The organism is Xanthomonas sp. WHRI 8393 (assembly GCF_040203315.1).
Classification (GTDB): Bacteria; Pseudomonadota; Gammaproteobacteria; order Xanthomonadales; family Xanthomonadaceae; genus Xanthomonas; species Xanthomonas arboricola.
The window spans coordinates 1-22,049 of record NZ_JBEGGL010000003.1; the positions used below are offsets into that span (position 1 = coordinate 1).

Here is a 22,049-nt window from a genome sequence, read left to right on the forward strand (position 1 = left end):
AGTACGTCCTTGTAGGCTCTTACGCGGCATCCATGCCGCGTAAGGTCCCGCGACGGTGAGCGGGCAAGGACCCGTCGGGATGGTCGGTGTGCATGGTTGCAAGCAAGAGCTCATGGCCGGATTCCACGGCGTCCCAAAGGCGTTTGGGCATCGCGCCTCGGTACAGGCAGTTCCAAATATCGGCTGTGCCCGCCCCACAATGAGCGCGCCAGATGTGTTGAACGCTCCAGCGCCCGTATCGGCTGACGTGGGAGCTACACCTACCCTCGGGCAGGCGTACCGCGACAGGCTGGGTAGGTGGCCGCGTCGATGGCGTTTGTTAAGCTCCGGGGCTTGTGTCCAGATCAAGGCCAGACCAGATGACTGCATCCCCCGCCGCACGCCGCCCGGGCCTGCCCCTGCATTGGAAGATGGGCATTGGCTTCGCTGTCGGTCTGCTGCTGGGTCTGGCCGTCTACTACCTGGCCGGCAGCGATGCCGACTGGGTGCGCGTGGTCACCAAATACGTCACCACGCCGTTCTCGCAGATCTTCCTCAATCTGATCTTCATGCTGATCGTGCCGCTGCTGTTTTCGGCATTGGTGATGGGCATTTCCGAAATGGGCGACATCCGTGCGCTTGGGCGCGTGGGCTGGCGCACCCTGGGCTACACCGTCGTGCTGTCCGGCGTGGCGGTGTTGCTGGGGCTGGTGCTGGTGAATGTGCTCAAGCCTGGTGCCGGCGTGGACCCGCAGCTGGCCAACCAGTTGATCCAGCAGAACGCCGAGCGCACCCGCGAGATCATCTCCAGCTCCGGCACCCAGCCGCAGGGCATGGACATGCTGTTGTCGATCGTGCCCAGTAACGTCATCGCGGCAGCGTCCAGCAACGGCGCGATCCTGTCGCTGATGTTCTTTGCGGTGATGTTCGGCGTGGGCATGGTGCTGACCGCCGATGAAAAAGTGGCCACGCTCAAGCGCGCCATCGAGGGCATCTTCGAAATCTCGATGACCCTGATCGGCTTGGTGATCCGCCTGGCGCCGTATGCGGTGGCCTGTTTCATGTTCAATCTGGCCGCGCTGTTCGGCTTTGATCTGCTGATCCGTCTGGGCGCTTATGTAGGCGTGGTGGTGCTGGCGCTGGGCCTGCACATGGTGGTCAGTTACGGGCTGGCGGTGAAGTTTGCCGGGCGTTCGCCGATCGGCTTCTTCAGGCAGACCCAGGAGGCCACGATGATGGCGTTCTCCACCGCCTCCAGTAACGCGACCCTGCCGACTGCCCTGCGCGTGGCCGACGAGATGGGCCTGCCGCCGCGGGTGTCGCGTTTCGTGCTGACCGTGGGCGCCACCGCCAACCAGAACGGCACCGCCTTGTTCGAAGGGGTGACGGTGATCTTCCTGGCGCAGTTCTTCAACGTGGACCTGAGCATCGGCCAGCAGTTCATGGTGATGCTGGTCTGCATCCTGGGTGGCATCGGCACCGCCGGCGTGCCGTCCGGCTCGCTGCCGGTAGTGGCGCTGATCTGCGCGATGGTCGGGGTCAACCCGGTCGGCATCGGCATGATCCTGGGCGTCAATCATTTCCTGGACATGTGCCGGACGGCGCTGAACGTGACTGGCGATCTGGCGCTGACGACCTTGGTTGCCAAGGGCGAGGAATAGGGAGTCGGGAATCGGGAATGGGGAATGGGGAATGGGGAAGAGCGGGCTGTAGCGATCGGTACGGGTGATGTGAGGTCCGCTGTACCGCAGCGGTAGCCTTGGCGAGAGCGGCGTCAACCTGCAGCACTGCACCCGATTCCCGATTCCCGACTCCCCAATCCCCAATCCCCAATCCCAGCCCCCTAACGCGCTCTGTGGGAGAATAAGCGTCTCCGCTTCCAGCGGTGTTCCCCTCCGCTTCCATAGACGCCCATGACCCAGCCCACCCGCCGCCAGCTGGCCAACGCCATCCGTTTTCTCGCCGCCGATGCGGTCGAAGCCGCCAAATCCGGCCATCCCGGCATGCCGATGGGCATGGCCGATATCGCCGAAGTGCTGTGGAACGATTTCTTCCGGCACAACCCGAACAACCCGCAGTGGTTCAACCGCGACCGTTTCGTGCTGTCCAACGGCCACGGCTCGATGCTGCAGTACGCGCTGCTGCACCTGTCTGGCTACGACCTGCCGATCGAGCAGCTCAAGCAGTTCCGTCAGCTGCACAGCAAGACCGCCGGTCACCCCGAGCGCAGCGAAACCCCCGGCGTGGAGACCACCACCGGCCCGCTCGGGCAGGGCTTTGCCAACGCCGTGGGCTTCGCGCTGGCCGAGAAGTTGCTGGCGCAGCGCTACAACCGGCCTGAGCTGGAAATCGTCGACCACCGCACCTGGGTGTTCATGGGCGATGGCTGCCTGATGGAAGGCATCTCGCACGAAGCCGCTTCGCTGGCCGGGACTTGGGGCCTGGGCAAGCTGGTGGCGTTCTGGGACAACAACCAGATCTCCATCGACGGCAACACCGCCGGCTGGTTCAGCGACAACACCCCGGCGCGTTTCGAGGCCTATGGCTGGCACGTGATCCGCGATGTCGACGGGCATGATGCCGACAAGATCAAGGCGGCGATTGAAGCGGCGCTGGAAAACAGCGACAAGCCGACCCTGATCTGCTGCCGCACCAAGATCGGCTTCGGGGCGCCCACCAAGGCCGGCAAGGAATCCTCGCACGGCGCACCGCTGGGCAAGGAAGAACTCGAGGGCGCCCGCAAGGCGCTGGAGTGGCCGTACGGCCCGTTCGAGATTCCCGAAGAGATCTACGCCGGCTGGCGCGCAGGTGGCACCGGCACCCTGCGTCAGGCCGAGTGGGAGCAGCTGTTCGACAAGTACGGCAAGCAGTACGCGGCCGAAGCTGCCGAGCTGACCCGCCGCTCGCACGGCTCGCTGCCGGCCGACTTCATCGCCCAGGCCGATGCCTACATCGCCAAGGCGCAGCAGGACGGCCAGACCATCGCCTCGCGCAAGGCCTCGCAGCTAGCGATCGAAGCGTTCGCGCCGTTGTTGCCGGAATTGATCGGCGGTTCGGCCGACCTGGCGCATTCCAACCTGACCTTGTGGAAGGCCAGCAAGTCGGTGGCCACCGATGATCCGGATGCCAACTACGTCTATTACGGCGTGCGCGAGTTCGGCATGACTGCCATCGCCAACGGCCTGGCGCTGCATGGTGGCTTCATTCCGTTCGACGCCACCTTCCTGGTGTTCAGCGATTACGCGCGCAACGGCGTGCGCATGAGCGCGTTGAATCCGGCCCATGCCATCCACGTGTACACGCACGACTCGATCGGCCTGGGTGAGGACGGCCCGACCCATCAGCCTGTGGAACACTTGGCCTCGCTGCGTTACATCCCCAACAACGATGTGTGGCGCCCGGGCGATGCGGTGGAATCGGCGGTGAGCTGGAAGGCCGCCATCACCCGCAAGGACGGCCCGAGCTGCCTGGTGTTCAGTCGCCAGAACCTGCAGCACCAGCCGCGCAGTGACGCGCAGCTCAAGCTGATCGAGCGCGGCGGTTATGTGCTGGCCGATGCCGAAGGCGGCACGCCCGACGTGATCCTGATCGCCACCGGTTCGGAAGTCGGGCTGGCGGTGGAAGCCAAGCAGACCCTGGACGCGGCCGGGCTGAAGACGCGCGTGGTGTCGATGCCGTCGACCGATGTGTTCGATCGCCAGGATGCGGCCTATCGCGAGTCGGTGCTGCCGAATGCGGTGCGCAAGCGCGTTGCGGTGGAAGCAGGCGTGACCGGCTTCTGGCGCAAGTACGTGGGCCTGGATGGTGATGTGGTCGGTATCGACACCTTCGGTGCCTCGGCACCGGCCGACCAACTGTACGCGTACTTCAAGATCACCGCCGAGCATGTGGTGCAGGCGGCAAAGGCGCTGTAAAAGCGCCGAGTGGCTTCCAATGAAACGCCGGCGAAAGCCGGCGTTTTTGTTTGCGCTGCACGTGGCGACCTTGCATGTACGTATCGCCTCGGTCGGGGAAACCGCGGTTATTGCGGGGGTGGGAAGGTGCCTGGCGTGTTGCGTGAGGATCACCTGGCCGGACTTGTCCGGAAGGCCGGGCAAGCCGACGTGCCTGATGGCATGCAGGCGACTTCATCAGCGCGCGTCGCCCGGGTGGCCGGTGCGCAGGCGTTTGCCCGCCGGGTCGCGGCCGGAGGCCGCTGTGGCGTTCGCTCCCCGCCATTGCGATGTAGGCGGCGTGAATTACCTGTTTAAAATGTAAATCATTCCCATTAAAATGGCGCGTTGCCACGGTCGCGTGGCACGTCCTCCCCCTTGTCTCGCCGTCGGGCAGCCTTGCCGCGACCGGTGCCCTCGACTGTCTGTGCTGGAGCTGTGATGAATCGTCCTACCGTAATGCGTCTTCTTCCCATTGCGCAGCGTCCGCGCGCGCTGTCGCATGCGGTGTTCGCCGCGCTGTGCACGTTGTCGGCAGGCCAGGCGCTGGCTGAAACGCCGGCCGGCGATGCTGAGGTCACCACCCTGGACCGGCTCATCGTGCAGGGCGAGCAGGCCAAGGGCTATACGGTGGAAAAGACCACCGCCGGCACGCGCATGAACCTGTCGCTGCGGGAGATCCCGCAGTCGGTCAGCGTGATCACCCGCGACCGCATGGACGACCAGAACCTGCAGAGCATCACCGATGTGCTCAATAACGTCACCGGCATCTCGGTGGCGCAGAGCGACAGCGAGCGGCTGGAGTTCTATGCACGTGGCTTCTACATCGACAACTACCAGTTCGACGGCATCCCGGCGTACATGGAGCAGGCCTGGAGCTACGGCGATTCGGCGCTGGACGTGGCGCTGTACGACCGCGTCGAAGTGGTGCGTGGCGCCACCGGCCTGCTGACCGGCTCGGGCAACCCGTCGGCCTCGATCAACCTGGTGCGCAAGCATGCGCTCAGCCGCGACTTCACCGGCACCGTATCGGTGGGCGGTGGCGATTTCAACAAGACCCGCAGCGTGGCCGATGTCACCGTGCCGCTCAGCCCCGAAGGTACCGTGCGTGCGCGCGTGATCGGCGTGTACCAGGACGGCGAGTCGGACATGGACCGCTACGGCCTGCGCAAGAAGATCGGCTCGGCGATCATCGATGCCGACCTCACCGACAGCACCTTGCTGAGCGTGGGTTACGAGTACCAGAAGAAGGAATCGAACGATGTCACCTGGGGCGGCTTCCCGCTGTTCTACAGCGATGGCACCCGCACCAACTATGACCGTTCGTTCAACCCGGCGGCCGACTGGACGTTCTGGGACACGCGCCTGCAGCGCACCTTCGCCAGCCTGCAGCAGAGCTTCGACAACGGCTGGACCCTCAAGGCCAATTTGAGCCATGAGAAGACCGAAGCGGCCAATCACCTGTTCTATCCGTTCTATACGATCTTCGGGTTCGACCGCGCCACCGGTGGCGGCGTGGTGCCGTATTCGGGCAACTACCTGACCGAGCGCAAGGCCGATGGTGCCGACGTCTACGCGGAAGGTCCGTTCCAGCTGTTCGGCCGCGAGCATCAGCTGGTTGCCGGCGCCAGCTACAACCGCCGCGAGTACGTCAACAACGGCACCTTCGATTTCCCGGCGCCGCTGGACAGCTACCTCGGCTGGACCGGTGCCTACCCGGAACCCAACTGGAGCCCGCGCACGGTGCAGAGCACCGGCACCATCAAGCAGAAGGCGGCCTACGTGGCTGCACGCTTCTCGCTGGCCGATTCGCTGAAGTTGCTGGTGGGTGCGCGCTACACCGACTGGCAGATCGACGGCGGCAACTTCGATGCCACGCAGGGACTGGCGCCGTTCTCCGACAGCCAGACCGAAGTCACCCCGTACGCCGGTCTGGTCTACGACATCAACGACGTGTGGTCGACGTACGTCAGCTACACCGAAATCTTCAACCCGCAGACCCTGCGCGATGCCACTGGCGGCTACCTGGATCCGTTGACCGGCAAGGGCTACGAAGCCGGCGTCAAGGCAGCGTGGTTCGACGACAGGCTCAACGCCTCGCTTGCGGTGTTCCGCATCGAGCAGGACAACCTGGGCGTGGCCACCGGCGGCTTCGTCCCCGGTAGCAGCGAGTCGGCGTATGAAGCCGCCAACGGCGTGGTCAGCGAAGGCTTCGATTTCGAGGTGTCCGGGCGGGTGACCGAGAGCTGGAACACCACCTTCGGCGCCTCGCACTACACCGCGCGCGATGACAGCGGCACCTCGATCAATACGCATCTGCCGCGCACCACCCTCAAGCTGTTCAACAGCTACACCCCGCAAGGTGCGTGGAGCGATCTGACCGTGGGTGGTGGCGTCAACTGGCAGAACCGCTCGTACTATGTGGACCCGGTCTACGGCGCCTTTCAGCAGAGTGCTTATGCACTGGTCAGCGCGTTTGCGCGCTACCGGTTGTCGCCGCAGTTCTCGGTTCAGCTCAATGTCGACAACCTGCTCGACAAGCGCTACTACTCTCAGTTCAACGGTGGCTATGGCGCATGGGGCGCCTCGCGCAACGGCATGCTGACCTTCAACTACACGTTCTGATCGCAGACCGGGCCGGGCGCGATGTCAGCGCCTGGCCTGGTGTTGCAACGATGCAGGCACCTTGCAGAAGGTGCCTGTTTTTGTGTCTGGCGCCAGCGGAGTGATCGTGGATCTGCGGCGCATGCCGCACTGCCTGCGCTACCTGCTGGTATCGGTTTGCGTAGGTGCTATCGAAGTGATGCGCAAGCGACTGATGCCTTCCGCCAATGTCGGCGCGCTACAGAAACACTTCCTGCCTACGCAAACGTACACGCGAAGACGCGCCGGTAATCGCATCGACGGTCAGGGCTACAGCGGTTCCAGATACGGTGCCATCACCTCCGTAACCCAGTCCATGAACGCACCTACGCGTTGCGGCAGATGGCGACGCTGCGCGTAGAGCAAGGTGACCGGCATCGGTTCTGGCGCGATGGCGGCCAGCAGCTCGATCAAGGCGCCGCTGTCCAGGTGTGGGCGCAACGGGCTGGCCGGCGCCTGGATGATGCCCAGGCCCGCCAATGCCGCGGCGAGATAGGCATCGCCGTTGTTGACCGTCACCGGGCCGCGCATCGGCAGTAGCTGGTAGGCCGGTCCATCGCGGTACTCGAAGCCGGACGATCGCTGGCCCAGCGTCGGCACGTAATGCACCAGGTCGTGGTGAACCAGATCGTCCAGGCGCTGCGGCGTGCCCCGTCGTGCGAGGTAGTCGGCACTGGCGCAGTTGATGATGCGAAACACGCCGAGCGGTCGTGCGACCAGGTTGGTGTCTTCGAGCGTGCCCACGCGCAACACGCAATCGAAGCCTTCGCGCACCACATCGACGCGGCGGTCGGTGCCGCTGATTTCCACCTCCAGCTGCGGGTGCTGCGCCAGGAACGTGGGCAATGCGGGAATCACGAAATTGCGTGCGATGCCGGAGGACATGTCCACCCGCAGGCGCCCGCGCAGCTGGCTGCGCTCGCGCTGAAACATGCTCTGCAATTCGTCCATGTCGTCGAGCAGATCGCGGCTGCGCTGGTAGAACGCGGTACCATCGCCGGTGAGTTGCACGCGGCGCGTCGTGCGATGCAAAAGCTGCGTCCCAAGCGAGGCTTCGAGCCGCTGCACGGCTGTAGAAACGCTGGCTTTGGGCAGGCCCAGCGTTTCGGCGGCGCGGGTGAAACTGCCGAGCTCGGCGACGCGCAGGAAGGCGCGTAGCGACTCCAGGGTATCCATCGATTGGTCGACGTTCTTGAACGGTGCAATCAGGTTGGACCGATTTATGTGGCGCGGCAAGCGCAATAGTCTTGGCACGGCCAGGCAATGTCACCCCCGCCAGCGGTCACCGACCAACTCTGTGATCGCCCCAATCGCTTCCCAACACGTACCGGAGTCCATCCATGTCGACCACCTCACCGATCACCCTGATCACCGGCGGCAGCCGCGGCCTGGGCCGCAATGCCGCGCTTGCGCTCGCTGCGGACGGCAGCGATATCGTGCTGACGTATCGCAGCCAGGCAGATGAGGCCGCTGCGGTGGTCGCCGAAATCCACACGCTCGGTCGCCGTGCGCAGGCACTGCCGCTGGATGTTGCCGACGCGGAGTCGTTCGCGGCATTCGCTGAGCAATTGAAGCAGGTGCTGGCCGGTTGGGATCGCACGCAGTTCGATGCGCTGGTCAACAATGCGGGTACCGGGCTGCACGCGGCCATCGCCGACACCACGCCGGCGCAGTTCGACGCCCTGGTCAACATCCATCTCAAAGGGCCGTATTTCCTGACCCAGGCGTTATTGCCGCTGATCGCTGACGGTGGACGCATCCTCAATGTGTCCAGCGGCCTGGCACGTTTCGCACTGCCCGGTGCCTCGGCTTACGCGATGATGAAAGGCGGGGTGGAGGTGTTCACCCGCTATCTGGCCAAGGAACTGGGCGCGCGTGGCATTCGTGCCAATACGCTGGCGCCGGGTGCGATCGAGACAGACTTCAACGGCGGCAGCGTGCGCGATAACGCACAGGTCAATGCGATGGTGTCGTCGGTCACGGCGCTGGGACGCCCAGGGCTACCGGACGATATCGGGCCGGTGGTCGCTGCATTACTCGCGCCGGGAACTGGGTGGATCAACGCGCAACGCATCGAGGTATCGGGCGGCATGTTGATCTGAATGCACAGGCCTGCGCATCACGTGCAGGCCTGTGTCTGCATTACCGCCTGGTGCATCACTGCAGGGTCTGGTCGCCATGCAATACGGGGTAGGGATTCAAGACCTCTCCCTTCCACCATTGTTTTTCCGGCCCCAGGCGGTGGATCTCGAAGTGCAGGTGCGGTGCGGCAGGATCGGCATTGCCGGTACTGCCGACGTAGCCGATGACCTGGCCGCGCTTGATTGCCTGCTTTTCTGCCAGACCATCGGCATACCGTTCCAGGTGTGCGTAGTAGTAGCAGTACGTGCCGTTCGGATCGAACTGGTACACGGTCAGGCCACCACGCTCGCTGTTGAACAGTTTCTCGACCGTGCCGTCTGCAACTGCAATGACCGGTGTGCCGGTCGGCGCAAGAATGTCGATGGCATCGTGCACGCGGCCTTCGCTGCGTGCGTCGGTAAAGGTGTCCTGCAGCTGGCCGCTGCCGATGCCCTGCACCGGAATCAGCAGGCCGCTGCCTGAACTCGCAGACTCAGGAGAGGGTGCAGACGCAGGCGCGGCTGGCGTATTTGCGGCGGTCATCATCTCGGTGGTTGGCGACGATGCGGCAACGGCTGGATCGGCAACCGCTGGAGCGGCAGAAGGCGCTGCCATTGCCGCCTCTGACGCATCAGACTGCGCTGTCACCGCGGGTGCAGCTGCGGACGCCGGTGCCAGCGCCGCCTGTGGCGCCTCGCGTTCCAACCACCAATAGCCGGCTGCACCGAGCAAGACACCGACCACCAGCATCATCAGCAGTTTCATGCTTACTCCTGCATCACTACCGGCATGGACGGGCCAACCACGCTGGCCAGATTGACCACGTCCCAGTTGGTCAGGCGCACGCAGCCATGCGATTCGGTCTTGCCGACATGGCCGGGTTCCGGCGTGCCGTGCAGCCCGTAATGCGGCTTGGACAGATCGATCCACACGCGTCCGACCGGATTGTTCGGGCCGGAGGGCAGGGTGGCCTTCTGATCGCCCTTCTTCGCGTCCCAGAACAGCTTGGGGTTGTACTTGAACACCGGGTCGCGCGCCACGCCCAACACCTTCCAGCGGCCGATCGGCAGCGGGTCGTGCTTGCTGCCGGAGGACACCGGGAACTGCGCATACACCTTGCCGTCGGCATCGAACAGGCGCAGCGTCGACTCGGACTTGTCGACCACCAGCTTGGCCGGCTTGGCCAGTGGCGGGACACCGTCGATGTTGGGCACCTGGATCACGCCACCGGCCTTGTTCAAATCCACGCCCGGGTTGAGCTGGCGCAGCAGTTCCGGAGCGGCATGGAAACGCTCGCCCAGCGCCTCGTCCACCGAGGTGTAGCCCAGCGACGTCAGCTTGGCCTGTTCGGCCGGCCCTTTCGGGATCGGCTGGAACGGCCCGGCCACATCGGCATCGGTGAGCGTGTACTGCACCAGCGCCGGCGTTGTGTCGGCCTGCAAGGCCTGCCAGGTGGCGTCATCCAGCTCACCGGTGACCTTGATCTGGTGCGCTGCCTGAAATCCGGACACCGCACGCTTCTGGTTGGAGCCGCGCTCGCCGTCGATCTGTCCCGGCGAGAAATGCGCACGATCCAGCAGCACCTGCGCATGCAGGTCCGAACGCGGGCCGGTCGGCACGACGGTCGCAGCGGGCGTTGCTGCAGGTGCCGGCGCAGGTGCTGCGGCAGGCTGCGGCGCTTGCGCCAGTGCGGCCAGGGAGGTGCCCAGAGCAAGGGCGAGCAAGCAGGCGCGAGCGTAGATGCGTGGTGGCATGAGCAGGTCCGGAAGAGGCATGCGCGCACCTTGCCCGAGCCGCCTGCGTGGTCTGCGTGAAATGGCTGCACCGGGACTGACTGGGGACGCAGTCGCGATGCGGGTCAGAAGTGGATACCTGCCATCTCGCCTCCGCACAGCTGCCATAGATGCCGCTGCCTGCCACTTCTACCCGAGCGGCAGAGAGAGTTGTGCACCACGCCGTAACCGATCGCCTGCATGTCAGTCAGGCGATCGATACGGATTGGTGCATACCCGGTCCCTGCAGCTGCAGACATTGCGCTGCAGCTGTCTGCAGGTCTGCCGTCAGTAGGTGTAGCCCACCGTCAGCATGTACACCCGTCCGGTCTGTACATAGGCGCCGTCGGCCCCAGGGTCGTAGGCCATGTAGCGCCTGGACTTGCCCTGGGTTTCGTAGAACGTGGCGGCATTGAGCAGGTTCTTGGCCGACACACCGACATCGACGTGGTGCGGCAGATGATAGGTCGCAGTGAAGTCCAGTGATTTGACCGGTTGCAAATAATAGTTGAGCCGGTCGCTGGTCAGCCCCAGCAATTGCAGGCCCGTGTAGTTGTAGCTCAGGTCGGCGCGCAGATGCGTATCGTCGTAGAACAGATCCAGGTTGTAGATGCGCTCGGGTGCGCGCGGCAGCCAGGTCTTTTCCGGTTGATCGCTGCGTTTGCTGTCTGCTTCGCTGTGCTGCAGGGTGAGGTTGGCGGTGACGCCGACGTTGCTCCACAGGCCCGGCAACTCCTGCAGGCGCTTGCTCGCTGCCAGCTCCAGTCCATAGAGCTTGGCGGTACCGCCGTTCTGCGGCATGGTCACCGGCACGCCGTTTTCGAAGGTGGTGCCGGTCGGTACCAGCCCGCCCAGGGTGTTGTCGTTGCTGGTCGCCGATTGCGAGGTGTAGATGAAGCCGGTGATGCGCTTGTAATAGGTCGATGCGCTGAGCACGCCGCCGCTGTGATCGTAGAACTCGGCGGAGAGATCGGCGTTGTCGGCCTTGCTCGGCTGCAGATCGGGATTGGGCCTGGAGATGCCGACCACCTTCTGGGTATCGTCGATGGTGTACACCGTCTCGCCGGAGATCAGGCCGAACGCCGGACGGCTGAAACTGCGCCGCAACGAAGCCCGATACACGGTGAGATCATCCGGCCGATAGTTGATGCTGATGCCCGGCAGCACTTGCCCATAGGTGCTGCCGGTGCCGACGAAGCTGCCGGTGCTGCCATCGCCGCTGGATTGCCAGGATTCGGCCGCATAGCGTGTCAACTCGTAGCGCACGCCGGGCAGCACGCTCACCGAGCCGACATGCAGCGCGGCCATTGCATAACCGGAATAGATCGCCTCGGTGCTGGAGGTGGTGTTGGCGTTGTAGTCGTTGGCGGTATAGACGCCTGCGCCATTGGGATCGTCGACGTACTTGTAGGGCAGCGCCTGCGCAAGCATCCAGTTGCGGTCCAGCAGCTTGAACGGGCCGGCGTAGCGGCCGTCGAAGGCGTGATAGGTGACGCGGCCCGGGATCGCGCTCAGAGGCGGTCCGCCTGCGGTGGGGAAGGCGTAATTGGGACCGCCAAAATACGGCCCGTTGGTGACGAAGTTGCCGTCCTTGTGGAAGAACGGGTGATCGTAGGCGCCACGGTCGGAGTGGTCGGCAGACAGGCCGAGCTTGACGCTGTCCAGCACATCGCCATCGACCTGGTAGGTGATATCGGTGTGTGCGTTGACGCGGTTGTCGTGACTGCCGGCGTCGTGCCCCTGCACCTTCCACAGCAACGACGAATCCAGGTTGTAGAAAAAGTCCTGCAAGCCAGGCGTGCTTGGCGCGATGCTGGGATAGCGGGGGTTGCTGAGGTCGAAGGCGAAGCTGCCGGGCGTAAAGCCATACAGGCTTGCCGACACGTAGTCCGGGCGGCTGCGGGTGCCGCGACCGACCGAGCTGCCGTAGTCGAAGCGCAAGCGGCCCAGCGTGGTCTGGCCTCCCAATTGCAGCGTCGCCAGTTTTTCGTCGATATCGTGCGTGTTGAAGTAGCCGCCACGCACGGCGGTGGGCTGGTTGCGATAGGTTTCCAGGCGCGCGCTGGACTGGTCCTGCTGCCCGGTGACACCGTAGCTGCCGTAGATCGCACGCGCGTACAGCGCGCTGTTGTCGCCTTGCCAATCCAGCGAGAGGTTGCCGCCGTAGCGTTCGATCTGGCTGGTGTAGAGGCTGTACTTGTAGCGGGTGCTGATCAAAGGCCCGACATCGCGCAGGTCGGTTGCAGTGGCGAGGGCGGGATCGGCCGGCACGTATTTGCTGTTGGGCGCCGGCGCCTGCGCCATGTTGTTGTTCCTGCCGTAATACGCCGATGCGTAGAGGCCGAAGGCATGGCCATCGCCAAACTTCCAGGCCAGCTCCTGCTGGAAGGTGCCGCCGCTGTCCTTGCCGCCCAGCTCCGAGGCCAGCGCATTGAACTGGCCCTGCGCGGTGCTCTTGGCGTAGACATCCTGGCCGAAGTCGAAGGCATTGGGCGTGCGCATGTCGATCGCGCCGCCGATCGCATCGCCGGGCATGTCGGGCGTTGGGGATTTGGACACCTGCACCGACTGGATGCCGAACGGCGCCAGCATGTTCAACGAGATGGCGCGCGTCGATGAATCGGTTTCCGGCATGCCGAAGCCGTTGAGCGTGTAGGCGTTGTAGCTGGCGTCCATGCCGCGAATGCTGACATAGGCGTTTTCGCCGGTGGTGGCCTGGCCCAGGTGCATATCGCTGTACGCGGATAGGCCCGGCATGTGCGACACGACATCGGCGATGCCGCCGGAGGGGATCGCATCGATCTGCTGCTTGCTCATCACGCTGTTGACGCTGCTGGACAGGCGCTGTTCGTTGAGCGATCCCGGTGCGGCGGCGTGCTTGGCCTGCACGTTGACCGAATCCAGCGTGGTGGTGCCGAGCTCCGGCGTCTCGGCAAACGCCGGCGCGGACAGTGCCAGCGCGATGGCGCAGGTCAGGCGATGGGTGGTGCGTGGGGACTGCATGCAATGGCTCGCGTGGTTGGAGAAGATGGAGTGCCCGGCCCCTTACTGCGGGTGTGGGTGTGCATCGCCGACGCCTTCCGTTGCGACAGGTCTGTGTGTGGTGCGGAGATTGCGACGACGGCAGTGACCCCGACTCAGTGCCTGAGGTCGTCGCCCTTGCAGTGCGCCTGCGCCAGCTGCGGATTGCAGCGTGCGACCGCATCGCCTTCGAAGCGCACCACGTAACCGTTGCCGGCCGGCTCATGTGCGGGGAAGTCAGTGCTGAGCAACTGCGCGCCGCTGGCCAGCATGCGGTCGCGGCGGGTGGTGTCGTGTTGCAGTGCTTCCTTCAGGTCGGCGTCGGTACGCGTGCGCACCAGGTAGCCGGCTTTCACCAATTGGGTGATCGTCTCGGCGGGGCCATCGTTGAGTTCGGTGAACGCGGCATCGTCTTGGCCAGGCACGGCATTGGTGAAGCACACGCGTCCGCGCAGCGACGGATGCCCGGGCAGGTAGCTGGCACCGGCCGCGCGTTGGTCGAGCAGGAACACCACCTTGCCGCGTGCCTCGCTCAACGACGGCCAGCCATGCGCAAGCACTGCGGCGTTGAGCGTGGCTGCGTTGCCACGGACCTGATCGGGGCTGAGGTACTCGCTGGGTCGAAACACCGAGCGCAGTTCGGCATCCAATGCATCCATCGCCACCGGATCGAACGGCTCCGGCTGCACGGTCGGAAACGCCAGTTGCACCGGCGCCTGCTTGGTTTCCAGCAGGATGAAGATCGGCACATGCCCGGGGTGCTGCTTCGACCACGCACGCACTTCCTGCAGGCACGCGATCAAGGGCTGGCAGGTGCTGCGCTGGTCCACGTCCTGCACGTGCATGACCTTGAAGCCGGGTTTGCTCATCACTCCGGCCGGTGCGCTGGGCGGTGCGGGCGGCAAGCCGGCCTTGGCGATCTGCGCGACGCTGGCTGGGTGTGCGTAGCGACCACCGTTGGCGTCGGCAAAGACATCCAGTTCGAGTTGTCTGACGCCATCGTCCAGTTGTTGCCTCAGCGGCGGATGGCGGTAATCCAGTGCCGCGAACAGCTCCGGACTCAGTCGTTGCAGCAGCGTCGCTTCGCTGGGGGCGAAGCCGGCGTGGTAGCTGTTGTGGCTGCCGATGTATTGCAGGTCGGTGAGGCGAGGCGCGGCATGCGCGGTCACGCCGGCCAGCATCAGCAGGCCAAGGCATGCAGCGCTGCGTGTGTTGCTTCGCCTTGCGCGTGATGGCTTCGCTGTGCGGTCATCGCCTGGATTCACAGCCGAAACAACGAGTAAGCAGCGCATGCAGCCGGGCCGGAAAGAAGGTGGTCGCCATCATCCGGGCCAAATTTGACGCAAGGCTTTCCGCCGTATTGCCGTCGTGCGTCACAGTGCGAAAAACGCGCCATGGCATCGCTTTTCGCGACACCGGCGCGTCAGTGCACTCTAGTCTTCCGCAAGGCATACGCCAGTAGCCGCGCCTGCACGCGGTCGGCGATGCTGCGTGGCGCATCCAGTGCCATTCGTTGCAGACCAGCGGCTTCGTATGCATCGTCGTTCTTGCGTGACAGCAGTGCGCGCCAGACGGTCATCAGCTTTGCGCTATTGCCGGCGGTGGCGCGTTTGAGCCAGCTCAGGGCGCGCAGCAGGTGCTGTTCGACCTCGGTAAAGTCGCTGCCGAGCGGGTAGTCGGGCAGGCTGCCATCGCGGCGGAACGGCGCCAGCGCCTGTTCCAGTGCCTGCGGCGTGTTGCGTTGCGCACGCGCAGGCAGTGCAGGGTCGCCACGCAGCTTGCGCGATGCCTTGGCGGTTGCCAGCAACGCGTCCTGGAAGCGTGCATCGCAGATGCCGGCCATCGCCAGCACGCAATCCTGATCGGTCTGGTGGCGCAGGTCGGCGATGCCGTACTCGGTGATGTAGAGATCGCGCAGATGGCGCGGGATGGTGGTGTGCCCGTAGTTCCAGCGCACGTTACTCGCTGCGTGTGCACCGGCATCGCGCGTGGCCCGCAGCATCAACGCGCTGCGCGCGTGCGGCAAGGCATGTGCCATCGCCACGAAGTTGTACTGGCCGCCGACGCCGGAAACCACACGGCCATCTTCCAGCCCGTCGGACACCGCCGCGCCGAGCGCTGTGGCCATCATGCAGGAGTTGAAGAAGCGCGCATCGCGGCGTTGCAGGCGCTCCAGCGCTTCGTTGCCGCCATACAGCTGGTTGATCTCGCTGATGCGACGCATGCCGATGGCATCGCGCGTGTCCGCATCCAGCTCGCGTAGCCACTGGTAGAAATCCGGCGAGCCGAGATAGAACGCCCCATGCAGAAACTCGCCTTCGCGGGCCAGGCGCGCGTGATCGGCCGCATCGGCGCTGCCGTCGGCGATGCGCTGCATCAGCGCCAGATCGTCGTGCACCTTCCGGCGGATCACGCCGCTGTCCACCAACTGCTTGAACCCTTCGTTGAGCATTTCGCTGCAGCCGTACAGGCCGATCTCGAACGGCGCCAGGCCACCGCTGGCGCGCACCGCAGGATGCTGTTCCAGTTGCGGGTCCAGCGCCTGCAGCACGCGCCGATAGGTGGCGTTGTCGGTATGTCGCAGCACCAGCGCATGGCTCAGTGCATCGGCCAGGGTGCCGATGCCGATCTGCAAGGTGCCGCCATCGCGGACCAGCGCGCTCGCATACAGGCCGATGGCGTAGTCGACGCTGGTTACCGGCTGCCTGGGCAACCCGAACAGGCGCGGCGACGGACCGGGCAGGTCGATCACCAGATCGAAGAACGCCTCCTCCACTGCCGCGGTTCCGCCGATCCACGGCAGTTGCGTGTCCACTTCCGCCACCAGCATGGGGCGCGGCAGGCCGAGCGCCTGCACCGCCTCCAGCGTGTCCTGGGTGATGTCGTTGTTGCACGACAACGACAGCCGCGTGCCGCCCGGTTCGCGCGCCACCTTCTGCACGATCAGGTTCGGCGCGCGCTGCGCCACCGCCGCAGCAGCGTGGGTGTAGTTGAGGCTCGTGTAGTCGGCCTGCGCCTGGGTGGAGTGCAGCAGCCCGCCGGACTGCATGTAGAACTCTTCCACCTGCACATGCGCCGGCAGCGCATCGCGCAGCATGTCATCGACATAGGCAAGACGCGGGAAATCCTCGCCAAAATGGCGCGCGATGAACGGCGCCGCAAAGCGTGCCTCCAGTCCCGCGCCGGGCTTGGGCGGATTGAGCGACAGCGCCGTGTACAGCGCCAGTGGCCGGGTCGGCGTGTGCTTGAGCTGCGCATACAACGCGTTCAACAACCGGTGCGGCTTGCCGATGCCCAACGGCGCGCCGACGCGCAGCGGGCCATCGAGGCGTTGCAGGATGTGCGCAACCGCAGCGCTCAATTCAGTGACATGTGTACTCATGCGCGAAAGCGTAGCCGAAAGCGCTGTGGTGCAGGCACCGACAGCTGTCAGGCGATGCCTGACGCCACGCAACGAATTGCTACGGCAGAACTTACAACTCGGTAACACACGGCTCATGGTCACTTAATCGAGCCGGCCCAGCATGCGCTGCATGATCACCTCCACGCCTTCCCGTTTGTATGCCCGTCCTGGATTTGCCAGTGCCAGCCTGGTCGAGGCTGGTCACCCGCAGCGCCAGGAGGCGGAACGCTTCATCGCTGCGGTCTACCTGCGCCGCTACGGTGCGCAGCTGCGCAGCTTCCTGCCGCAGTTGCTGGTCTACCGCGATGCCCACGGCACGCTGATGGCGGCAGTCGGGATACGGCTTGGCAGCGCTGGCGGGTTGTTCGTGGAGCAGTACCTGGACGAGCCCGCCGAGTCGGCGCTGGCCGGGCGCATGGCCGCTCCGGTCGCACGCTCGGGCCTGGCCGAGGTGGGCAACTTCGCGGCGATCAGCTCCGGCAGCGCACGCGCGCTGATCCCGCAGATGACCCATGCGCTGCACAACGCAGGCGTGCGCTGGGTGTTGTTCACCGCGACCCGCGGCCTGCGCAATACCTTCGACCGGCTACAGCTGCAGCCGGTGGTGCTGGCGCCTGCCTTGCAGTCACGCCTGCGCGATGACGACACCGACTGGGGCAGCTACTACGCCACGCAACCGCAGGTGGTGTGCGGCGATGTCGCCGCCGGTCATGCATTTTTGCTGGAGCGGCAGGCGCTGTATCCGCAGGCCGCGCGTCAGGGCGTCGAGCCAATGGCGTACCAGATGGGAGTGGGCGCATGAGCACACGTTTCGCCCAATTGCTCGGTGAGCCGCACGCGTATGCGCCGCGGGTGCTGACCGCCGCGGGAAGCCTGGACGCGCAGACGCTGGCCGATGCTGTCGCGCGACTGGCAACGCAGTTGCAGACCGCAGGGCTGACAAGGGTCGCCAGCCGGCTGGACAACGGCCCGGACTGGTTGATCCTGGATCTGGCGCTACGTCTGATCGATGCCGTGCACGTGCCGTTGCCGACTTTCTTTTCCGGCCCCCAGGTACTGCACGCGTTGACCTCCAGCGGCGCGCAATGCGTGGTGACCGACGCCGCCGCCGCTGCGCCGGCCGGCAGCAGCGGCCCGCTGCCGGCGCTGCACCACGAGGCGCTGCGGTTCTGGCGGATCGAAGCGGTCGCAGCGCGGCCCGCATTGCCGGACGCCACTGCCTGCATCACCTACACCTCCGGCACGACCGGCCGCCCAAAGGGGGTGTGTCTGTCGGCGGACGGTTTGCTCACGGTGGCCACCTCGCTGATAGAGGCCTCGGCTGCCATCGCGCCGCGTCGGCATCTGTGCCTGATGCCGTTGTCCACCTTGCTGGAAAACGTGGCCGGGCTCTATGCGACCTTGTTGTCCGGTGCGCAGGTGGCGCTGCCGTCGTTGGCGCAGATCGGTTACACCGGCGCCAGCGGGCTGGATGTGCCCACGCTGTTGCGCTGCCTGCAGCACTATCAGCCCGAGAGCGTCATCCTGGTGCCGCAGCTGTTGCTCGCCCTGGTCAGCGCTGCCGAGCAGGGCGTGGCCTTGCCGGCATCGCTGCGTTACATCGCCGTTGGCGGCGGGCATGTCGGCCCCAGTCTGCTGGCGCGCGCAACTGCGGCGGGGCTGCCGGTATTCGAAGGCTACGGCCTGACCGAATGCGGCTCTGTGGTCTGTCTCAACCGGCCGGGTGCCGTGCGTGCCGGCAGCGTCGGCCAGCCGCTGGCGCATGCGCAGGTCGCGATCGTCGATGGCGAGATCCAGGTCGACGGCGTACTCGCACTCGGATATCTGGGCGAGCAGGCCATGCCGCCAGGGCCGGTGCGCACTGGCGATCTGGGTCATGTGGATGGCGAGGGGTTCGTCCACATCACCGGGCGCCGCAAGCATGTCTTCATCACCGCCTTCGGCCGCAACGTCTCGCCCGAATGGGTGGAAAGCGAATTGCTGCAGCATCCATTGCTCGCGCAGGCGGTGGTGTGGGGCGAGGCGCAGGCCGACAACGTGGCGGTGCTGTGGCCGCGTCGGCCTGGCAGCGACGACGCGGCAATCGCCAAGGCGCTGGCCGAGGTCAATGCCGGTTTGCCCGATTACGCACGCGTGGCGCGCTTTGTCCGTGCCGATGCACCGTTCAGCGCACACGAGGGCCTGCTCACGGCCAACGGGCGCCCCCGCCGCGACGCGATCCTCGCGCGCTATCACTCCGCCATCGATCGCAGTTATCGATTGCCGGCCACTGTCCTCTCTCAAGGCATTTCTCCATGATGTTTTACACATCCCTGCTGGCGCAGACCCAGACCGAACGCGAGCGCATGACCCAGGTGCCGATCATCCAGGCGGCGCTGGCCGGCAACATCGCCCGCGACGATTACGTGGCGTTCCTCGGCCAGGCCTATCACCACGTGCGGCACACGGTGCCGCTGCTGATGGCTTGCGGCGCGCGTCTGCCGGCGCGGCTGGAATGGCTGCGCGAAGCGATCGGCGAATACATCGAAGAAGAAATGGGCCACCAGGAGTGGATCCTGGACGATCTGGTGGCGTGCGGGCAGGTGCGCGAAGCGGCGGTGCTCGCCGGCCCGTCGCTGGCGACCGAGCTGATGATCAGCTACGCCTACGACACCATCCAGCGCGGCAACCCGGTCGGCTTCTTCGGCATGGTGCTGGTACTGGAGGGCACCAGCGTGGCACTGGCCACGCGCGCGGCCAACAGCATCGCGCAAACGCTGGCGCTGCCGCCCAATGCCTTCAGTTATCTGTTGTCGCATGGCGATCTGGACCTGGAGCATGCCGGCTTTTTCGAGACGCTGATGAACCGGCTCGACGACCCGCTAGACCAGCACGCGGTGGTGCATGCGGCCAAGCGTTTCTACGTGTTGTACGGCGACCTGTTTCGCACCCTGCGCAGCGACGGCTCGCGTCTGGCGGAGGCGGCGTGATGGATCTGCGCGGCAAGTGCGTCATTCTGACCGGCGCCAGCGGCGGCATCGGCAGCGCGCTGTGCGCCGGCCTGGTCGAGGCGGGCGCAACGGTCATGGCCGTGGGACGTACGGACGGGCGCTTGCAAGGGCTGGCTGCCGCGCATCCACCCGGCCGCGTGGTGCCGGTGGCGGCGGACCTGGCCAGCGAGACGGGCCGTGCGTTGCTGCTGGCGCAGGTGCATGCGATGCGTCCGGCACCGTCGGTGCTGGTGCTTGCGCATGCGCAGAGCCAGTTCGGGCTGTTGCAGGATCAGGATCCGGCCAGCCTGAGCGCCATGGTGCATCTGAATCTGACCGTGCCGATGCTGCTGGTGCAGGCGCTGTTGCCGGCGTTTGCGCGGCAGCCGGAGGCAGCGATGGTGGCGCTCGGCTCCACCTTCGGCAGCCTGGGGTTCGCCGGATTTGCCGGGTATAGCGCCAGCAAGTTCGGTCTGCGTGGTCTGTTCGAAGCCCTGGCGCGCGAGCATGCCGATACGCGGGTGCGTTTCCAGTATCTGTCGCCGCGTGCCACGGCCACTGCGTTCAATCCTGCCGCGGTGGACGCGCTCAATGCGGAGTTGGGCACGGCGGTGGATCGTGCCGCAGACGTGGCAGCAGCGCTGCTGCAGTCGATCGTGCGCGGCGATAGGCGACGTCAGTTGGGATGGCCGGAAAAGGCCTTTGCCCGGCTCAACGGGCTACTGCCGGAACTGGTCGACCGCGCGTTACGCAAACAGCTATCCACCATCCGCCGCCACGCGCGGCACGGCGGCGGCGTCGCCTCGCAGGAGCTTTCCCATGAACCGCAATTACCGTAATTCGCGTCTTTTCACCATGCTCGGGCTGTGCCTGGTCGCCGGCGCCGCATGCGCAGCCGGCATGCAGCCGCAGGTAGCGCAAGTGCAGGACCGCTGGGCGGCGATCAGCTACCAGATGCCGAAACCGCAGCGGCTCGTCGCACTGGAAGCACTCGCACAGCAGGCCGATCAGGTGCGCCACGCCCTGCCCGACGATGCCGATGCCTTGATCTGGGACGGCATCGTGCGCTCCAGTCTGGCCTCGGAAAAAGGCGGCCTGGGCGCCCTGGCGGAGGTCAAACGCGCACGCAGCGATTTCGAAGAAGCGATCAAGCGCGCGCCGCGCGCGCTCGACGGCGCGGCGTACACCAGCCTGGGCGCGTTGTATTACCAGGTGCCCGGTTGGCCGATCGGCTTCGGCGACGACGCCAAGGCGCGCGCATTGCTGTATCAGGGGCTGGCGATCAACCCTGACGGACTGGACAGCAACTACTTCGTCGGCGATTTCCTGCGCGACCAGAAGGATTGGGCGGGCGCGGCAGCGGCGTTCGAGAAGGCTGCCGCTGCGCCGCCACGCCCGGGACGTCAACTGGCCGATGCCGGTCGCCGCAAGGAAGTGGCCACCAAGCTGGCAGATGTGCGGGCGCAGCTTGCCAAGCCGTGAGCCGACTTCCAGACTGGCCTATATGCGCATCCTGCTGGTCGAAGACGATCTTTCACTGGGCGAGGGCATCCGCACTGCATTGCGGCGTGCCGCCTATGCAGTGGATTGGGTGCATGACGGTGTCAGTGCGTTGATGGCCTTGCAGGAAGCCACCGTGGATCTGGTCATCATGGATCTTGGTTTGCCGCGCATGGATGGCATCGAGGTCATCCGCAAGGCGCGCGCACGTGCGCTGGATACCCCGATTCTGGTGCTCAGTGCACGCGAGCGTGCAGCCGACCGCGCGCTCGGCCTGGATGTCGGCGCCGACGACTATCTGGGCAAACCGTTCGACACCAATGAGCTGCTGGCGCGCACACGGGCATTGTTGCGCCGCTCGGCCGGGCGTGCGCAGCCGGTACTGCAGGCTGGTGCGCTGCAGCTGGATCCGGCCGGCATGTCGGTGCGCTGGCATGGCCGCGATCTGGACCTGACCCGCCGCGAGTTCGCACTGTTGTGGCTGCTGATGGAGCAACGTGGCCGGCCGATCGGTCGCGAACGCATCCAGCAACATCTCTATGGATGGGACGAAGACGTCGCCAGCAATGCGGTGGACGTGCATGTGCATCAGCTACGTCGCAAGCTGTCGCCGGCGGTGATCCGCACCGTTCGCGGCATTGGTTATGCACTGGACGAGCAGGCCGCACAGGCTGCCGCAGCGCTGCCGCCGCAAGCGCCGCAATGAACT

Annotated in this window: 16 protein-coding genes; 10 read left to right on the forward strand and 6 right to left on the reverse strand. The window is 65.4% G+C overall.

Translation table 11 applies throughout. The features are described from left to right. Nucleotides 1-359 precede the first annotated feature (359 nt). From ABQ137_RS10545 to fhuE, 3 genes are all read left to right on the forward strand, one after another. Nucleotides 360-1,640 (forward strand): dicarboxylate/amino acid:cation symporter, encoded by a 1,281-nt coding sequence (locus ABQ137_RS10545; RefSeq protein WP_024938140.1) that lies wholly within the window; start codon nucleotides 360-362, stop codon nucleotides 1,638-1,640. A gap of 252 nt (nucleotides 1,641-1,892) precedes the next feature. Continuing rightward, a complete protein-coding gene (gene tkt, locus ABQ137_RS10550; RefSeq protein WP_349782385.1) occupies nucleotides 1,893-3,893 on the forward strand; it encodes a transketolase in 2,001 nt (666 codons plus the stop codon). A 459-nt stretch (nucleotides 3,894-4,352) separates the two neighbouring features. Then, nucleotides 4,353-6,536, forward strand: a complete 2,184-nt coding sequence (gene fhuE, locus ABQ137_RS10555; RefSeq protein WP_349782387.1) for a ferric-rhodotorulic acid/ferric-coprogen receptor FhuE — start codon at nucleotides 4,353-4,355, stop codon at nucleotides 6,534-6,536. Between the two features lie 288 nt (nucleotides 6,537-6,824). On the opposite strand, the gene ABQ137_RS10560 is transcribed toward fhuE, so the two are convergent. After that, entirely contained in the window at nucleotides 6,825-7,796 is a 972-nt protein-coding gene (locus ABQ137_RS10560; protein ID WP_184519111.1) for a LysR family transcriptional regulator, read from the reverse strand. Between the two features lie 98 nt (nucleotides 7,797-7,894). On the opposite strand from ABQ137_RS10560, the gene ABQ137_RS10565 reads away from it, so the two are divergent. Next, nucleotides 7,895-8,656, forward strand: a complete 762-nt coding sequence (locus tag ABQ137_RS10565) for an SDR family NAD(P)-dependent oxidoreductase (RefSeq protein ID WP_104608888.1) — start codon at nucleotides 7,895-7,897, stop codon at nucleotides 8,654-8,656. Between the two features lie 55 nt (nucleotides 8,657-8,711). Here ABQ137_RS10565 and ABQ137_RS10570 read toward each other — a convergent pair whose 3' ends face one another. The 5 genes from ABQ137_RS10570 to ABQ137_RS10590 form a co-directional block, all read right to left on the reverse strand. Further along, nucleotides 8,712-9,440, reverse strand: a complete 729-nt coding sequence (locus tag ABQ137_RS10570; RefSeq protein WP_184517881.1) for a M23 family metallopeptidase — start codon at nucleotides 9,438-9,440, stop codon at nucleotides 8,712-8,714. A gap of 2 nt (nucleotides 9,441-9,442) precedes the next feature. Then, nucleotides 9,443-10,372 carry a L,D-transpeptidase family protein gene (locus tag ABQ137_RS10575; RefSeq protein ID WP_349782951.1) on the reverse strand — a complete coding sequence of 310 codons (930 nt, stop codon included), beginning with the start codon at nucleotides 10,370-10,372 and terminating at the stop codon, nucleotides 9,443-9,445. A gap of 363 nt (nucleotides 10,373-10,735) precedes the next feature. Next, nucleotides 10,736-13,450, reverse strand: coding sequence for a TonB-dependent receptor (locus ABQ137_RS10580; protein WP_349782390.1), 2,715 nt, complete (start codon nucleotides 13,448-13,450; stop codon nucleotides 10,736-10,738). 134 nt (nucleotides 13,451-13,584) lie between these two features. Continuing rightward, complete coding sequence (locus tag ABQ137_RS10585; protein ID WP_503021212.1) at nucleotides 13,585-14,760, reverse strand: phosphatidylinositol-specific phospholipase C1-like protein; 1,176 nt, start codon at nucleotides 14,758-14,760, stop codon at nucleotides 13,585-13,587. Nucleotides 14,761-14,891: 131 nt separating this feature from the next. Next, nucleotides 14,892-16,850 carry an acetyl-CoA hydrolase/transferase C-terminal domain-containing protein gene (locus ABQ137_RS10590; RefSeq protein ID WP_349782393.1) on the reverse strand — a complete coding sequence of 653 codons (1,959 nt, stop codon included), beginning with the start codon at nucleotides 16,848-16,850 and terminating at the stop codon, nucleotides 14,892-14,894. A 175-nt stretch (nucleotides 16,851-17,025) separates the two neighbouring features. Between ABQ137_RS10590 and ABQ137_RS10595 the strand changes: the two genes are divergently transcribed. The 6 genes from ABQ137_RS10595 to ABQ137_RS10620 are packed head-to-tail and all read left to right on the forward strand — an operon-like array spanning nucleotide 17,026 to nucleotide 22,046. Beyond that, nucleotides 17,026-17,673, forward strand: coding sequence for a thermostable hemolysin (locus ABQ137_RS10595; protein WP_349782953.1), 648 nt, complete (start codon nucleotides 17,026-17,028; stop codon nucleotides 17,671-17,673). Further along, complete coding sequence (locus tag ABQ137_RS10600; protein WP_349782395.1) at nucleotides 17,670-19,169, forward strand: AMP-binding protein; 1,500 nt, start codon at nucleotides 17,670-17,672, stop codon at nucleotides 19,167-19,169. The genes ABQ137_RS10595 and ABQ137_RS10600 overlap by 4 nt, the downstream gene beginning before the upstream one ends. Next, on the forward strand, nucleotides 19,166-19,840 hold the full coding sequence (locus tag ABQ137_RS10605) for an iron-containing redox enzyme family protein (protein ID WP_054592150.1): 675 nt from the start codon (nucleotides 19,166-19,168) through the stop codon (nucleotides 19,838-19,840). The genes ABQ137_RS10600 and ABQ137_RS10605 overlap by 4 nt, the downstream gene beginning before the upstream one ends. Further along, complete coding sequence (locus ABQ137_RS10610; RefSeq protein ID WP_054592151.1) at nucleotides 19,840-20,679, forward strand: SDR family oxidoreductase; 840 nt, start codon at nucleotides 19,840-19,842, stop codon at nucleotides 20,677-20,679. The genes ABQ137_RS10605 and ABQ137_RS10610 overlap by 1 nt, the downstream gene beginning before the upstream one ends. Then, the gene (locus ABQ137_RS10615; RefSeq protein WP_349782397.1) at nucleotides 20,660-21,322 is read left to right on the forward strand and encodes a tetratricopeptide repeat protein; all 663 of its coding nucleotides are present in this window, start codon (nucleotides 20,660-20,662) and stop codon (nucleotides 21,320-21,322) included. The genes ABQ137_RS10610 and ABQ137_RS10615 overlap by 20 nt, the downstream gene beginning before the upstream one ends. Before the next feature lie 22 nt (nucleotides 21,323-21,344). Continuing rightward, nucleotides 21,345-22,046 (forward strand): response regulator transcription factor, encoded by a 702-nt coding sequence (locus ABQ137_RS10620; RefSeq protein WP_046344078.1) that lies wholly within the window; start codon nucleotides 21,345-21,347, stop codon nucleotides 22,044-22,046. Nucleotides 22,047-22,049 lie beyond the last annotated feature (3 nt).